The following is a 14,895-nucleotide window of genomic DNA, read 5'->3' on the forward strand; positions in this document are numbered from 1 at the left end:
CCGGCGGTTGCTGCGCGCCAGCGTATGCACTTTCTCGCACAGCAGTTGCTTGACCTTGTCGGGGTTGCGCGAAATGTCCTCGAAGTTCTTCGGCAGGTAGTCCACCGCCCCCGCGTCCAGCGCATCGAGGGTGACCCGGGCGCCCTCATGGGTCAGCGAGGAAAACATCAACACCGGCGTCGGGCAGCGCTGCATGATGTGCCGCACCGCAGTGATGCCATCCATCATGGGCATTTCATAGTCCATGGTGATGACATCGGGCTTGAGCGCCAGCGCCTGGTCAATCGCTTCCTTGCCGTTGGTCGCGGTACCTACTACCTGGATCGTCGGATCCGCCGAGAGGATCTCCGAGACGCGGCGGCGGAAGAAACCGGAATCATCCACCACCAGGACCTTGACTGCCATAAACACTCCATTAGGCGGCGCGACCTGCCAAGGTGCGCCACCGAAATCAAATACGCCGCGCGGCGTAACGCTTGAGCATGCTCGGGACGTCGAGAATCAACGCAATACGACCGTCACCGGTAATGGTGGCCCCGGACATGCCCGGGGTACCTTGCAGCATCTTGCCCAGCGGCTTGATTACCACTTCTTCCTGGCCTACCAGTTGATCGACGACAAAGCCGATGCGCTGGGTGCCGACCGACAGGATCACCACGTGGCCCTCGTGTTGCTCTTCATGCACCTGGCCTTGCACCAGCCAGCGCTTGAGGTAGAACAACGGCAGTGCCTTGTCGCGCACGATCACCACTTCCTGGCCATCGACCACATTGGTACGCGACAGGTCGAGGTGGAAGATCTCGTTGACGTTGACCAGCGGGAAGGCGAATGCCTGGTTGCCCAGCATCACCATCAGGGTGGGCATGATCGCCAGGGTCAGCGGCACCTTGATGACGATCTTCGAGCCCTGGCCCTTGGCCGAGAAGATGTTGATCGAACCGTTGAGCTGGGAGATCTTGGTCTTCACCACGTCCATGCCCACGCCACGCCCGGACACGTCGGAAATCTCGGTCTTGGTCGAGAACCCTGGGGCGAAGATCAGGTTGTAGCAGTCCGACTCGCTCAGACGCTCGGCGGCGTCCTTGTCCATCAGGCCCTTCTCCACCGCCTTGGCCCGCAGGATGTTCGGGTCCATGCCCTTGCCGTCGTCGGAAATCGACAACAGGATGTGGTCGCCCTCCTGCTCCGCCGACAGCACCACGCGGCCCGTGCGCGGCTTGCCTGCGGCATCGCGCTCATCGGGCATCTCGATACCATGGTCGACGGCGTTGCGCACCAAGTGCACCAACGGGTCGGCCAGGGCCTCGACCAGGTTCTTGTCGAGGTCGGTTTCTTCGCCGACCAGCTCAAGGTTGATCTCTTTCTTCAACTGGCGCGCCAGGTCGCGAACCAGGCGCGGGAAGCGGCCGAACACTTTCTTGATCGGCTGCATGCGGGTTTTCATCACCGCGGTCTGCAGGTCGGCGGTGACCACGTCGAGGTTGGACACGGCCTTGGACATGGCCTCGTCGCCGCTGTTCAGGCCCAGGCGCACCAGGCGGTTACGCACCAGCACCAGTTCGCCGACCATGTTCATGATCTCGTCCAGGCGCGCCGTGTCGACGCGTACGGTGGTTTCCGCTTCGCTGACCGCATGCTTGTCGGCGACCGGGGCCGGCGTGCGCGCAGCTGCAGCAGGTTTGCTCGCAGCCGCGGGCACTGGCGCAGGTGCAGGAGCCGCAGCTGGCTTGGCGGCCGCCGGGCTTTGCGGCTTGGCCGCTGCCGGCGCCTTGGCCGCAGGCGGTGCCTGGACTGCTGCGACGTCACCGCCGAATTTGCCCTTGCCATGCAACTGGTCCAGCAGCGCTTCGAATTCATGCTCGCTGATTTCGTCGCTGGTGGCGCTGGCGGTGCTGTCAGGCGCCACCTCGGCAGGTGCCGCCTTAGCGGCAGGCAGGGCGTCGGCCTGGAAGGTGCCTTTGCCATGCAGCTGGTCGAGCAGCGACTCAAATTCGGCATCGGTGATTTCGTCACTGGCCGCTTCGTGGCTGACGGCAGCAGCCGGCGCTGCAACTTCGGCAGTGAACTGGCCTTTGCCATGCAACTGGTCGAGCAGCGATTCGAACTCGGCATCGGTGATTTCATCACCGCCACCACTCACGCTCTCGCCTTGCAGCTGTTCCTCGGCCGCAGCTTGTGCCTTGACCGCATCGAGCGAATCGAGCAACTGCTCGAACTCGCTGTCGGTGATGTCCAGGTGCTGCTCCTGGTCCACCACCGGTGCCGCGGCAGGCGCCTGCGCGGCAGCCACCGGCACCACCGCTTCTTCGCCACCCTGCGGTTGCGCCGCACCCGGCTCGGCAAGGCGCGCCAAGGCCGCCAGCAGCTCGGGGGTTGCCGGCGTGACTTCAGCGCGCTCGCGCACCTGGCCAAACATGCTGTTGACCGTGTCCAGTGCCTCGAGCACTACGTCCATCAGCTCCGCGTCAACCCGACGCTCACCTTTGCGCAGCACGTCGAACACGTTCTCGGCGATATGGCAGCACTCCACCAGCTCGTTCAGCTGGAGGAAGCCGGCGCCCCCTTTTACAGTGTGGAAACCGCGAAAGATCGCATTGAGCAGGTCAGCATCGTCGGGCCGGCTTTCCAGCTCGACCAATTGCTCGGACAGTTGCTCAAGAATTTCGCCGGCTTCTACCAGGAAATCCTGGAGGATTTCTTCATCGGCGCCGAAGCTCATCAAAGGTGCTCCTTAAAAACCCAGGCTGGACAGCAGATCATCGACGTCGTCCTGGCCGGACACGACGTCTTCACGCTTATCGGCATGAATCTGCGGACCTTCACCCCGAGTCGGATGTTTTTCTCGATCTTTTTCTGCGCGCAATTGATCGTGGTCATGCTGAATGCCCGCAAAGCGGTCGACCTGACTGGCCATCAGCACCAACTTGAGCAGGTTGCTTTCCACTTCGGTCACCAGGTTGGTGACGCGCTTGATCACCTGCCCGGTCAGGTCCTGATAGTCCTGGGCCAGCAGAATGTCATTGAGGTGGCCGGCGACCTTGCGGTTGCCTTCGGCGCTGTGCGTGAGGAAACTGTCGACCCGCTTGACCAGGTCGCGGAATTCTTCCGCCGCCACTTCGCGGCGCATGAAGCGCTGCCAGTCGGTGCTCAGGGCCTTGGCCTCGCTGGCCAGGTCGTTGAGCACCGGGGTGCTTGCCTCGACCAGGTCCATGGTGCGGTTGGCCGCGCCTTCCGTGAGCTTGACCACATAGGACAGGCGCTCGGTGGCATCGGTAATCTGCGACACCTCTTCGGCCTGCGGTATGGTCGGGTCGATCTGGAAACTGACGATGGCACTGTGCAGCTCGCGGGTCAGCTTGCCGACTTCCTGGTACAGGCCGCGGTCGCGGGTCTGGTTCAGCTCGTGAATCAGCTGCACCGCCTCGCCGAAACGGCCCCGCTCCAGGCTTTCGACCAACTCCTGGGCATGTTTCTTCAGGGTCGATTCGAACTCGCCCAAAGAGTTATGTGATGAATCCATGGCGCGCCCCCTGACGTGACTCAGCCGTTGACGCGTTCGAAGATCTTCTCGATCTTTTCTTTGAGCACCTGTGCCGTGAACGGCTTGACCACGTAACCATTGACGCCGGCCTGGGCCGCTTCAATGATCTGGTCGCGCTTGGCTTCGGCAGTCACCATCAGCACGGGCATGGTTTTCAGCCGGTCGTGGGCACGCACCTTGCGCAGCAGGTCGATGCCGGACATGCCAGGCATGTTCCAGTCGGTCACCAGGAAGTCATAATGGCCGTTTTCCAGCATCGGCAGTGCCGTGGTGCCATCGTCGGCCTCATCGGTGTTGGTGAAGCCCAGGTCACGCAACAGGTTCTTGATGATCCGCCGCATCGTCGAAAAGTCGTCAACGATGAGGATTTTCATGTCTTTGTTCAAGTAGACCTCCAAGCAGTCTCAAACGCGCTCGGCCCCGAGCGCGCATTCAATCAATTCGGTACAACGTGGAAAACCGCGTGGAAACAGCCGCAACCCCAGCAGGCTCAGCGCGCCCGCCATTCCCCCAGGCGGCTACGCAGACGCGCGGCACACTGGCTGTGCAACTGGCTGACCCGCGACTCGCTGACCCCCAGCACCTCACCGATCTCCTTGAGGTTGAGCTCTTCGTCGTAGTACAGCGCCAGCACCAGGCGTTCACGCTCGGGCAGGTTGGCGATGGCCTCGGTCAGGGCTAGCTGGAAGCGCTCCTCCTCGAGGCCCCGGGCAGGTTCGACCTGGCCGCTGGCGCCGTCTTCATGCAGCCCTTCGTGCTCACCGTCCTGCAGCAGGTCATCGAAGCTGAACAAACGGCTGCCCAAGGTATCGTTGAGGATCGCGTAGTAATCATCGAGGCTCAATTGGAGTTCGGCAGCAACTTCATGATCTTTAGCGTCACGGCCGGTTCTGGCCTCCACGGCGCGCATCGCGTCGCTGACCATACGGGTGTTGCGGTGCACCGAACGGGGTGCCCAGTCGCCTTTGCGCACTTCGTCGAGCATGGCGCCGCGGATACGAATGCCGGCATAGGTTTCGAAGCTGGCGCCCTTGCTGGCGTCGTACTTGTTGGCCACTTCCAGCAAGCCAATCATGCCGGCCTGGATCAGGTCCTCAACCTGCACGTTGGCCGGCAACCGCGCCAACAGATGGTAGGCGATACGCTTGACAAGGGGGGCGTAGCGTTCGATCAACTCGTACTGGGCGTCTTTCGCCGCCCGGCTGTACATCTTGAACCCGCTGGCGTTCATAGCACCGGTCCCGCGCTGGTCGGCTGCACCAGGCGCTCGACGAAGAACTCCAAGTGGCCACGTGGGTTGGCCGGCAGCGGCCAGCTGTCGACCTTCTGGGCAATCGCCTTGAAGGCCAGCGCGCACTTGGAGCGTGGGAAGGCTTCGTAAACGGCACGCTGCTTCTGCACCGCCTTGCGCACGCACTCGTCGTAGGGCACGGCGCCTACGTACTGCAGGGCGACATCCAAGAAACGGTCGGTAACCTTGGTCAGCTTGGCAAACAGGTTGCGCCCTTCCTGAGGGCTCTGGGCCATGTTGGCCAGCACGCGGAAGCGGTTCATGCCGTAGTCACGGTTGAGCAGTTTGATCAGCGCGTAGGCATCGGTGATCGAGGTCGGCTCGTCGCACACCACCAGCAGCACTTCCTGGGCGGCACGGACAAAGCTGACGACCGACTCACCGATACCCGCAGCGGTATCGATGACCAGTACATCGAGGTTGTCGCCGACTTCGCTGAACGCCTGGATCAGCCCGGCATGCTGGGCCGGCGCCAGGTGGACCATGCTCTGCGTACCGGAGGCAGCCGGTACGATGCGCACACCACCAGGGCCCTGCAATATCACGTCACGCAGCTCGCAGCGCCCTTCGATGACATCGGCCAGGGTCCGTTTGGGCGTCAGGCCCAGCAACACGTCGACATTGGCCAGGCCCAGGTCGGCATCCAGCAACATGACCCTGCGGCCGAGTTCGGCCAACGCCAGGGACAGGTTCACTGAAACGTTAGTCTTGCCGACGCCACCTTTGCCACCGGTCACGGCGATCACCTGTACGGGATGCATGCTACCCATGTTTGTAATTTACCTTGTATCGCTGGGACCCAGGCCACACGTAGGGCAATTCTGCGTACCCCTTGGCATAGCTACTTTGCACACGTTTCATACTCAACCCGCTCGCCGTGGGTTGTGGTAGAGATCAGCGAACATGTCGGCCATTGCCTCTTCGCTGGGCTCCTCCTGCTGCTGCACATTGACCGCGCGGGACACCAGCTGGTGCCCCCGCGGCAGGTGCAGGTCGTCAGGAATGCGCGGGCCGTCGGTAAGATAGGCCACAGGCAAATCATGACTGATGGCAAGGCTCAGCACATCGCCAAGGCTTGCCGTTTCATCGAGCTTGGTCAGGATGCAGCCGGCCAGGCCACAGCGCTTGTAGCTGTGGTAGGCGGCGGTCAGCACCTGCTTCTGGCTGGTGGTGGCCAGTACCAGGTAATTCTTGGCGGCGATGCCACGGCCGGCCAGGGTTTCCAGCTGCATGCGCAGGGCCGGGTCGCTGGCCTGCAGGCCGGCGGTGTCGATCAGCACCACACGCTTGCGCAGCAGCGGCTCCAGCGCTGCCGCCAGCGACTGGCCTGGGTCGACATAGGTGACTGGGACATTGAGGATGCGGCCAAGGGTCTTGAGCTGCTCCTGGGCACCGATGCGGAAGCTGTCCATGCTCACCAGCGCCATATTCTGCGCGCCGTACTTGAGCACGTAGCGCGCCGCCAGCTTGGCCAGGGTGGTGGTCTTGCCCATGCCGGCCGGGCCGACCATGGCGATCACACCGCCTTCTTCGATCGGCTCTACCTCGGGAATTTCGATCATGCGCGCCAAGTGCGCCAGCAACATGCGCCAGGCATGGCGTGGCTCTTCGATTTCGGCGGTCAGCTCCAGCAACTCGCGGGCAATCGGCCCGGACAGGCCAATGCGCTGCAGGCGCCGCCAGATGTTGGCCTGTTGTGGCTTGCTGCCCTGCAGCTGGGTCCAGGCCAGCGAGCCGAGCTGCACTTCCAGCAGTTCGCGCAGGCCCGACAGTTCGGAGCGCATGGCATCGAACAGGCGCGGGTCAACGGGCGCCGGCGCCGTGGCGGCCGTCGCCTGTGGGGCATCGACATGGGGCTCGACCAGCGGCTCGGCAGCGGTCAACGACTGCCCGGCGAACAATTGGCGGTTGTTATCGCTGCTGTCCTGGCGGTGGCCCAGCTCGGCCTGGGCCGTGGCAATGCGCGTGTGGGTCTTGCGCAGCTCTTCTTCCAGCTCGGCATTGGGCACACGCGGGGCCAGGGCGGACAGCTTGTAGTCCAGCGCGGCCGTCAGCTCGACACCACCGGCAATGCGACGGTTGCCAATGATCGCGGCATCGGCGCCCAGCTCATCACGGACCAGTTTCATGGCCTGACGCATATCGGCGGCGAAAAATCGCTTAACTTGCATTATCCACTACCTCAGCCGTTAGGGCCCACGGTGGCAACGATGGTGACTTGCTTGTTGTCCGGTATTTCCTGATACGCCAGCACATGCAAATTCGGTACAGCCAGGCGACCGAAACGCGACAGCATGGCGCGGATCGGGCCGGCGACCAGCAGAATGGCCGGCTGGCCCTGCATTTCCTGGCGCTGGGCCGCTTCGATCAGCGAACGTTGCAGCTTTTCGGCCATGCTCGGTTCCAGAAGAACACCGTCTTCCTGGCCTTGCCCGGCGCGTTGCAGACTATTGAGCAAAATCTGTTCCAACCTTGGCTCCAGGGTGATCACCGGGAGCTCCGACTCAACGCCGACAATGCTTTGCACGATGGCGCGACACAATCCGACGCGCACCGCCGCAACCAGCGCGGCGGTATCTTGACTCTTGCCAGCGTTGTTCGCGATTGCTTCGGCAATACTGCGAATATCGCGCACGGGTACCTGTTCCGACAACAGGGCCTGCAAGACCTTGAGCAGCCCCGACAAGGAAATGACACCCGGCACCAGTTCTTCTGCAAGTTTAGGCGAAGCCTTGGCCAACACCTGCAACAGTTGCTGGACCTCTTCGTGGCCAATCAGTTCATGGCAGTGCTTCTGCAGGATCTGATTGAGGTGGGTGGCCACTACCGTACTGGCATCGACCACGGTGTAGCCCAGCGACTGCGCCTGCGAGCGCTGGCCCACGTCGATCCACACCGCCTCCAGGCCAAACGCCGGGTCACGTGCGGCAATGCCGTTGAGGGTGCCGAACACCTGCCCCGGGTTGATCGCCAGCTCGCGGTCCGGGTAGATCTCGGCCTCCGCCAGGATCACCCCCATCAGCGTCAGGCGATAGGCGCTGGGTTGCAGGTCAAGGTTGTCGCGGATATGCACCGTGGGCATGAGGAAGCCCAGGTCCTGCGACAGCTTCTTGCGCACGCCCTTGATTCGCGCCAGCAACTGACCACCCTGGTTGCGGTCCACCAGGGGGATCAGCCGGTAGCCGACTTCCAGGCCGATCATGTCGATCGGTGTCACATCGTCCCAGCCCAGCTCCTTGGTTTCCAGCGCCCGCTGCGGCGAAGGCAGCAGGTCTTGCTGGCGCTGCGCCTCCTGCAATGCCTGGGCCTTGGCCTTCTGTTGTTTCTTCCATACGAGATAAGCCCCGCCACCGGCCAGCAGACCCAGGCCGATGAAGGCGAAGTGCGGCATGCCCGGCACCAGCCCCATGACAATCATCAACCCCGCCGATACCGCCAACGCCTTGGGCGAGTCGAACATCTGCCGGTTGATCAGTTTGCCCATGTCCTCCGAGCCCGAGGCGCGGGTGACCATGATCGCCGCAGCGGTCGACAACAGCAGTGATGGCAATTGCGCCACCAAACCGTCACCGATGGTCAGCAGGGCGTACACCTTGCCGGCATCGCCGAAGCTCATGCCATGCTGCAGCATGCCGATCAGCATGCCACCGATCAGGTTGATGAACAGGATCAGCAACCCGGCGATGGCGTCACCGCGCACGAACTTGCTGGCACCGTCCATCGAACCGTAGAACTCGGCCTCCTGGGCCACCTCGGCGCGACGGTGCTTGGCCTGGGCCTGGTCGATGAGGCCGGCATTGAGGTCGGCGTCGATCGCCATCTGCTTGCCGGGCATGGCGTCGAGGGTGAAGCGCGCGCTCACTTCCGAGATACGCCCGGCGCCCTTGGTCACCACCACGAAGTTGATGATCATGAGGATGGCGAAGACCACTGCACCGACCACGTAGTTACCGCCGATCACCACCTCGCCGAAGGCCTGGATCACCTTGCCGGCGGCGCCGTGGCCTTCCTGGCCGTGCAGCATGACCACCCGCGTGGAGGCCACGTTCAGCGCCAGGCGCAGCAGCGTGGCCACCAGCAGGATGGTGGGGAATGCAGCGAAGTCGAGCGGGCGCAGGGCGTAGACGCAGACCAGCAGCACCACGATCGACAAGGCGATGTTGAAGGTGAAGAACACGTCGAGCAGGAACGGTGGTATCGGCAACATCATCATTGCCAACATCACCAGCAGCAGCAGCGGTACACCCAGGTTGCCCCGGCCGAGCCCGGCCAGGTTATGACGGGCGTTGCTGATTAACTGAGTGCGATCCACCGCGAGTCCTCTTGATGCAAAACTTTGACGCCCAAGGGGCATCTGCGGCTGGCATTGCAAGAAGCCTTCCAACTTTGCGCAACAGGAGATTTATGTTGTGTGTGCCGGCCGCTTCGCGGGTGAACCGCCCTTATAGAGCAACACATAACTTATGGATTTAGCGAGGTCTTTGTGGGAGCGGGCATGCCCGCGAACAACGGCGTAGCCGGTGCCAGCCACCGCATTGGATTCGTCGCGGCGGTTCGACGCCTCGACTAGCCCGCTCTCACACAGGCAGCGTCGCGCTTACGAATCGAGTTCTCTGCGCGACAGCGCAGCCCGTAGTGCTGGGTGATCTCCCACAGGTACCGCATAGGGCTTGAGATCCGTGAAATGCCTGTGGGAGCGGGTTACCCGCGAAAAGGCCAGAAGCCCTGACACAAGGTCAATAGTAATGGCGCAGATCCGACAGGAATCGCAGGTTGTCTTTCATGTGCTCCGGTTGCTATCCATAGGAGGCAAACCACTGATAGCGTCAGACTTCGTTGGGCCTCAGCGGCACCGGGGATTCACCACGCACCACTCCCATTTTAAGCGAAACGCGCGATATCACTCTTCGCAATAATGCGAACTGAAAAAAATAGGGCGTTTCCGGATAGGGAGGCTTCGCACCGTGCTTCAGCAAGCCTGCATGGTAGTGCAAGCCGGGCTGCATACCTACTGCGTTGTCTACATAGACACTGAACACCGTGGTAGAGGATTGGCTCTGGGCGCCCCGCTTAGCTGCATAAAACTTGGCAACACCATACTCCCCAGCGTAAAAACCTGCTCCAAACTCATTATCAGGTCTGAAATAATGCGGATCCACTCCGAATTTTTTATGCTGAGAAAGCGGAGTCATCAAGACGTCTTTACGGCCTTGTAAAGTTCCGGTCATAGCTTCAGCATATTCCGTTCTCGAAGCATGAAACCCAACGAGCGATTTCGACTCTGGTCGATCAAATCCATTAAACGAATGGCGGCGCTGCCCCACTTGATAGGGTCGGGCGTCTGCCCTTCCTTTGTTTTGAAGCCCGCCCTCTACGAAACTGGGGCTCATCCAATGCCTACGTATTGAAGGACGACGGTTGAGCCCGGAGTTATCGTGGTAATTAACAGGATCGCCCTCACAATATGCATAGGGGTTGATGCCACCTGTTCCAAATGGGCTGGCACGATCAGAGCTTAGGAACCTCATCAGAACCGTGCTATATCCCCGACGACCCGCACCCAAAAAATATAAGTTCGCCAGTGCCTCTGCCCACTGCCCATTGAATCCCAGGGATGAAAAATAACAGAACAAGCCCCCTGCAAAGCCATACGGGGTGAACGCAAAGTGCTGTCGCATATCAGTACGCTCAGTCTTGTTGTTTTTTTCTGATAAGCCGATCGTCACAGTTGTCGCGGATTCATGGCGAGATGAATTCATGGCAAGCCCCTCCTAGTGCAGAGTGACAATATTCACAACCCTTCGCACTGCCTACAACTGACAAAAATACCAATTGAAAAAATTGACTAATTGCTGAGTGTCATCTCTGATGCCTGAGCTCAATGGCAGCGTCGCACCCGAGGGAGCAGGCGAGTCAACGAAAGGGCCAGAGGCCCTGGCACAAGGTCAACTGTCGCGGCGCAGGTCTGGCGGGATCGGCAGGTCATCCTTCAACGGCTCAGGGCGCTTGCCCTTGCCCGCACGGTACTGGCGGATCTGGAACACATAGGCCAGCACCTGCGCCACAGCCAGGTACAGGCCGGCGGGGATTTCCTGCTCGATCTCGGTCGAGTAATAGATCGCCCGCGCCAAGGCCGGCGATTCCAGGATCTGAACCTTATGCTCCACGCCAATTTCGCGAATCTTCAAGGCAATGAAATCCGTGCCCTTGGCCAACAGCAACGGCGCCACCCCACCCTTCTCCGGGTCATACTGCAAGGCCACCGCATAGTGGGTCGGGTTGGTGATGATCACGTCGGCCTGCGGCACCGCCGCCATCATGCGCCGCTGCGACACTTCGCGCTGCAGCTGGCGAATACGCTGCTTGACCTCGGGCTTGCCCTCGCTGTCCTTGTACTCGTCGCGCACTTCCTGCTTGGTCATCTTCAGTTTCTTGTGCGTCTGGTACAGCTGGAACGGCACATCCGCAGCCGCGATCAGCAACAACCCGGCCGACATCCACAAGGCACTCCAGCCCACCACCTGCAGGCTGTGAATGATCGCCTGCTCCAGCGGCTCGTTGGCAATCGACAGCAGCGCCTGACGGTCGTTGATCAATACCACCACCGCCACTACCAAGATCACGAAAAACTTGGCCAGCGCCTTCAGCAATTCGGTCAAGGCATGCATCGAGAACATGCGCTTGATGCCTGACAACGGATTCATGCGACTGAATTTCGGCTGCAGCAAACTGCCCGAGAACAGGAAGCCGCTCAGCGCGATGGGCGCCACGAAGGAGATCACGAACAGCAGGATCAGCACCGGCTGCACGGCCCAGATGGCCATCTTGCCCGAGGCCAGCAGAAACGCGCCCATCGCCCGCTCGTCCACGATGATGTCGCGGGTCAGACTGAAATTCATGCGCATCAACGCCAGCAGGGTTTCGGCCAAATGGCCGCCAAACGCCAGCAGCCCACCCGCGCCGGCCAGGGTCACCGCCACCGTGTTCAACTCCTTGGAGCGGGCGACCTCGCCTTTTTCCCGTGAGTCGCGCTTGCGTTTCTCGGTGGGGTCTTCCGTTTTGTCCTGGCCGCTTTCGCTCTCAGCCATGCTCAGCCCGCCCTTGCCAATTCACGCAGCCACTGCAGCGTTTCGCTGGCCAATGCCTGGTAGTGCGACAGCACATCGGCCAGGCCGACCCAGAAGATGAACATGCCCATGACCAGGGTCAACGGGAAACCGATGGAGAAAATGTTCAGCTGCGGCGCCGCACGGGTCATCACCCCAAAGGCAATGTTCACCACCAGCAACGCCGCAATCACCGGCAGGATCAACAGCAAGCCGGCACCGAAAACCCAACCCATGCGCCCGGCGAGCTCCCAGAAGTGGTTGACCACCAGCGCATTGCCCACCGGCAACGTGGAGAAGCTTTCGGTCAGCACCTCGAACACCACCAGGTGGCCGTTCATCAACAGGAACAGCACACTCACCAGCATCGTCATGAACTGGCTGATCACCGTAACGTTGACCCCGTTCCCCGGGTCGACCATGGAGGCGAAGGCCATACCCATCTGCACCGCAACGATCTGCCCGGCAATCACGAACGCCTGGAACAGCAACTGCAACGCCAGGCCGAACAACGTCCCGACGATGATCTGTTCGGCGCACAGCAGCAGGCCGCGCAGGCTCAGCGGGTCGAATTCAGGCAGCGGTGGCAACGCCGGCACGATGACCACGGTAATGGCCACGGCCACGTACAGGCGCACCCGCGCCGGCAGCATGCGGGTACCGAAGATCGGCATGGTCATCAACACCGCCGTCACCCTGAACAACGGCAGGATGAAGGTGGCGACCCAGGTGCCGATCTGCGTATCGGTCAGCTCCAGCATCCGCGCATCAACCTATGAGCTGCGGAATGTTGGCGTAGAGCGTGGTGATGTACTCCATGAACTTCTGCACCAGCCACGGCCCGGCAACGATCAGCGTGATCAGCATCACCAGCAGGCGCGGCAGAAAGCTCAGGGTCTGTTCGTTGATCTGCGTGGCGGCCTGGAACATCGCCACCACCAGGCCCACCAGCAGGCTTGGCACCACCAGCACGGCCACCATCAGGGTGGTCAGCCACAGGGCATCACGGAACAGGTCGACAGCGACTTCAGGTGTCATCGGCGGCTCTCCTTGACGGCGTCAGACGCCGCCGAAACTGCTGGCCAGGGTGCCCATGATCAGCGCCCAGCCATCGACCAGCACGAACAGCATGATCTTGAACGGCAGCGAAATGATCAGCGGCGACAGCATCATCATACCCATCGCCATCAGCACACTGGCCACCACCATGTCGATGATCAGGAACGGGATGAAAATCATGAAGCCGATCTGGAACGCCGTTTTCAGCTCGGAGGTGACGAACGCGGGCACCAAGATGGTCAGCGGCACCTGATCGGGCCCGGCAATGTCGGTGCGCTTGGACAAGCGCATGAACAGGTCCAGGTCGCTTTGCCGGGTTTGCGCCAGCATGAAGTCCTTGAGCGGGCCCTGGGCCTTGTCGATGGCCTGCTGAGCGGTCATCTGTTCTTTCAGGTAAGGCTGCAAGGCATCCTGGTTCACCCGGTCGAACACCGGGGCCATGATGAACATCGTCAGGAACAGCGCCATGCCGGTCAGCAGCTGGTTCGACGGTGTCTGCTGCAAGCCCAGGGCCTGGCGCAGGATCGAGAACACGATGATGATACGGGTGAAGCTGGTCATGAGGATGACGAACGCTGGAATAAAGCTCAGCGCCGTCATGATCAGCAGGATTTGGAGGCTGACCGAATATTCCTGCTGCCCGTCCGCAGTATTGGACAGGGTAAAGGCCGGAATCGACAACGGGTCGGCGGCCAACGCCAACGGCGCGGCCAGCAACAGCGCCACTGTCAACATCGGCCCCAACAACCTACGCAGCGCGCCGCTCATCACCTGTTGTCCTTAGGGTTCTTGCCCATCAACTCCATCAACCGCTGGGCAAACTCCGGCGTCGCCTGGCGAGCGTTTTCCGGCACCTGCACCGGCTCTGCCAGCACATGCAATGCCTCGATGCTGCCCGGGGTATGGCCTATCAAAATCTGCTCCTTGCCCACCTGCACCAGCAACAGGCGATCGCGCGGGCCGATGGCGCGGCTGCCGACGATCTCGATCACCTGCCCACCCTTCACCGCCGTGCTCTGCAAACGCCGCAGCAGCCAGGCCAGGAAGAAAATCAGGCCAACCACCAGCAGCAGGCCGAAGACCATCTGCGCCAGTTGCCCGCCCAGGCTGCCAGGCGCCGCTGTCGGCGTGGCCGTGGGGGTGGCCGCTGCCAGGCAGGCGTGGCTGCCAAACAACGCCGCAAGTGCCGCGATGGCGCGTATCGTGGCCTTCACTCAGCGCAGCTTCTTGATGCGTTCGCTGGGGCTGATCACGTCGGTCAGGCGAATGCCGAACTTCTCGTTGACCACCACCACTTCGCCATGGGCGATCAACGTACCGTTGACCAGCACGTCCAGTGGCTCGCCGGCCAGGCGGTCAAGCTCGATGACCGAACCCTGGTTGAGCTGCAGCAGGTTGCGGATGTTGATCTCGGTGCTGCCCACTTCCATGGAGATGTTCACCGGGATATCCAGGATCACATCCAGGTTCGGGCCTTCGAGGCTGACATTTTCGTTCGGCTTGGGCGAGCTGGCGAACTCTTCCATTGGCAGGGGGGCCCGGGCGCCGGGGCGGGGGGGGGGGCCGCTGTGGCTGCCGGTGTCACCGCCCAGCAGCGCATCGATGTCCGCCTGGCCGGCAGCACCGGTCTCTTCCAGCGCGGCGGCCCACTCATCGGCCAAGGCCTGATCTTCTGGGGAGGTGATCTCGTTTTCGTTAGCCATGGTTTCCTCGACAGGCATTCAATTCGTTAGGGGCGACCGGCACGCCGTCAGCGGCGTTCGATCGGGTCGATGATCTGCAGCGCCAGGTTGCCCTTGTGCGAGCCCAGCCGCGCCTTGAACGCCGGCACGCCATTGGCGCGCAACACCAGGTGCTCGGGCAACTCCACCGGTATCACATCGCCAGGCTGCATGTGC

The 14,895-nt window shown here is 61.7% G+C and carries 16 protein-coding genes; all 16 read right to left on the reverse strand.

What is annotated here, in order from left to right:
- Nucleotides 1–405: response regulator (locus G1E_RS29345; protein ID WP_047149766.1), on the reverse strand; the 405-nt coding region annotated here is incomplete at its 3' end.
- 46 nt (nucleotides 406–451) lie between these two features.
- The gene (locus G1E_RS08645) at nucleotides 452–2,719 is read right to left on the reverse strand and encodes a chemotaxis protein CheA (protein ID WP_029885657.1); all 2,268 of its coding nucleotides are present in this window, start codon (nucleotides 2,717–2,719) and stop codon (nucleotides 452–454) included.
- 12 nt (nucleotides 2,720–2,731) lie between these two features.
- Nucleotides 2,732–3,520: a protein phosphatase CheZ gene (locus G1E_RS08650; protein ID WP_009683229.1), complete on the reverse strand. Its 789-nt coding sequence runs from the start codon at nucleotides 3,518–3,520 to the stop codon at nucleotides 2,732–2,734.
- A 20-nt stretch (nucleotides 3,521–3,540) separates the two neighbouring features.
- A complete protein-coding gene (locus G1E_RS08655) occupies nucleotides 3,541–3,915 on the reverse strand; it encodes a chemotaxis response regulator CheY (RefSeq protein ID WP_166524971.1) in 375 nt (124 codons plus the stop codon).
- Nucleotides 3,916–4,031: 116 nt separating this feature from the next.
- On the reverse strand, nucleotides 4,032–4,772 hold the full coding sequence (gene fliA / locus G1E_RS08660; RefSeq protein WP_009683227.1) for an RNA polymerase sigma factor FliA: 741 nt from the start codon (nucleotides 4,770–4,772) through the stop codon (nucleotides 4,032–4,034).
- Nucleotides 4,769–5,611, reverse strand: coding sequence for a flagellar synthesis regulator FleN (fleN, locus tag G1E_RS08665; protein ID WP_172828404.1), 843 nt, complete (start codon nucleotides 5,609–5,611; stop codon nucleotides 4,769–4,771). Before fleN ends, fliA begins: the two co-directional genes overlap by 4 nt.
- An 84-nt stretch (nucleotides 5,612–5,695) precedes the next feature.
- The gene (flhF, locus tag G1E_RS08670; protein ID WP_029885655.1) at nucleotides 5,696–7,003 is read right to left on the reverse strand and encodes a flagellar biosynthesis protein FlhF; all 1,308 of its coding nucleotides are present in this window, start codon (nucleotides 7,001–7,003) and stop codon (nucleotides 5,696–5,698) included.
- A gap of 11 nt (nucleotides 7,004–7,014) precedes the next feature.
- Nucleotides 7,015–9,144: a flagellar biosynthesis protein FlhA gene (flhA, locus tag G1E_RS08675; protein WP_009683223.1), complete on the reverse strand. Its 2,130-nt coding sequence runs from the start codon at nucleotides 9,142–9,144 to the stop codon at nucleotides 7,015–7,017.
- 514 nt (nucleotides 9,145–9,658) lie between these two features.
- Entirely contained in the window at nucleotides 9,659–10,591 is a 933-nt protein-coding gene (locus G1E_RS27440; protein WP_080709193.1) for an RHS repeat-associated core domain-containing protein, read from the reverse strand.
- Nucleotides 10,592–10,777: 186 nt separating this feature from the next.
- Complete coding sequence (gene flhB / locus G1E_RS08685; protein WP_009683221.1) at nucleotides 10,778–11,920, reverse strand: flagellar biosynthesis protein FlhB; 1,143 nt, start codon at nucleotides 11,918–11,920, stop codon at nucleotides 10,778–10,780.
- Between the two features lie 2 nt (nucleotides 11,921–11,922).
- Nucleotides 11,923–12,699, reverse strand: a complete 777-nt coding sequence (gene fliR, locus G1E_RS08690) for a flagellar biosynthetic protein FliR (protein ID WP_009683220.1) — start codon at nucleotides 12,697–12,699, stop codon at nucleotides 11,923–11,925.
- Between the two features lie 7 nt (nucleotides 12,700–12,706).
- A complete protein-coding gene (gene fliQ, locus G1E_RS08695) occupies nucleotides 12,707–12,976 on the reverse strand; it encodes a flagellar biosynthesis protein FliQ (RefSeq protein WP_009683219.1) in 270 nt (89 codons plus the stop codon).
- A gap of 21 nt (nucleotides 12,977–12,997) precedes the next feature.
- Nucleotides 12,998–13,765, reverse strand: a complete 768-nt coding sequence (fliP, locus tag G1E_RS08700) for a flagellar type III secretion system pore protein FliP (protein ID WP_009683218.1) — start codon at nucleotides 13,763–13,765, stop codon at nucleotides 12,998–13,000.
- Nucleotides 13,765–14,211, reverse strand: a complete 447-nt coding sequence (gene fliO, locus G1E_RS08705) for a flagellar biosynthetic protein FliO (protein ID WP_009683217.1) — start codon at nucleotides 14,209–14,211, stop codon at nucleotides 13,765–13,767. The genes fliP and fliO overlap by 1 nt, the downstream gene beginning before the upstream one ends.
- The gene (gene fliN / locus G1E_RS08710) at nucleotides 14,212–14,700 is read right to left on the reverse strand and encodes a flagellar motor switch protein FliN (RefSeq protein ID WP_047149765.1); all 489 of its coding nucleotides are present in this window, start codon (nucleotides 14,698–14,700) and stop codon (nucleotides 14,212–14,214) included.
- Nucleotides 14,701–14,747: 47 nt separating this feature from the next.
- Nucleotides 14,748–14,895, reverse strand: a 148-nt coding sequence (locus G1E_RS29350; RefSeq protein ID WP_047149769.1) for a FliM/FliN family flagellar motor switch protein, incomplete at its 5' end; no start/stop codon positions are given.

The organism is Pseudomonas sp. TJI-51, from assembly GCF_000190455.2.
Classification (GTDB): domain Bacteria; phylum Pseudomonadota; class Gammaproteobacteria; order Pseudomonadales; family Pseudomonadaceae; genus Aquipseudomonas; species Aquipseudomonas juntendi.

What these genes read in the sequence shown, in the direction of transcription:
- flhB (WP_009683221.1), bottom strand. Translation starts at nt 11,920, where the DNA reads ATGGCTGAGAGCGAAAGCGGCCAGGACAAAACGGAAGACCCCACCGAG.
- fliN (WP_047149765.1), bottom strand. Translation starts at nt 14,700, where the DNA reads ATGGCTAACGAAAACGAGATCACCTCCCCAGAAGATCAGGCCTTGGCC.
- fliP (WP_009683218.1), bottom strand. Translation starts at nt 13,765, where the DNA reads ATGAGCGGCGCGCTGCGTAGGTTGTTGGGGCCGATGTTGACAGTGGCG.
- G1E_RS08655 (WP_166524971.1), bottom strand. Translation starts at nt 3,915, where the DNA reads ATGAAAATCCTCATCGTTGACGACTTTTCGACGATGCGGCGGATCATC.
- G1E_RS27440 (WP_080709193.1), bottom strand. Translation starts at nt 10,591, where the DNA reads ATGAATTCATCTCGCCATGAATCCGCGACAACTGTGACGATCGGCTTA.
- fliR (WP_009683220.1), bottom strand. Translation starts at nt 12,699, where the DNA reads ATGCTGGAGCTGACCGATACGCAGATCGGCACCTGGGTCGCCACCTTC.
- fliQ (WP_009683219.1), bottom strand. Translation starts at nt 12,976, where the DNA reads ATGACACCTGAAGTCGCTGTCGACCTGTTCCGTGATGCCCTGTGGCTG.
- fliA (WP_009683227.1), bottom strand. Translation starts at nt 4,772, where the DNA reads ATGAACGCCAGCGGGTTCAAGATGTACAGCCGGGCGGCGAAAGACGCC.
- G1E_RS08650 (WP_009683229.1), bottom strand. Translation starts at nt 3,520, where the DNA reads ATGGATTCATCACATAACTCTTTGGGCGAGTTCGAATCGACCCTGAAG.
- flhF (WP_029885655.1), bottom strand. Translation starts at nt 7,003, where the DNA reads ATGCAAGTTAAGCGATTTTTCGCCGCCGATATGCGTCAGGCCATGAAA.
- G1E_RS08645 (WP_029885657.1), bottom strand. Translation starts at nt 2,719, where the DNA reads ATGAGCTTCGGCGCCGATGAAGAAATCCTCCAGGATTTCCTGGTAGAA.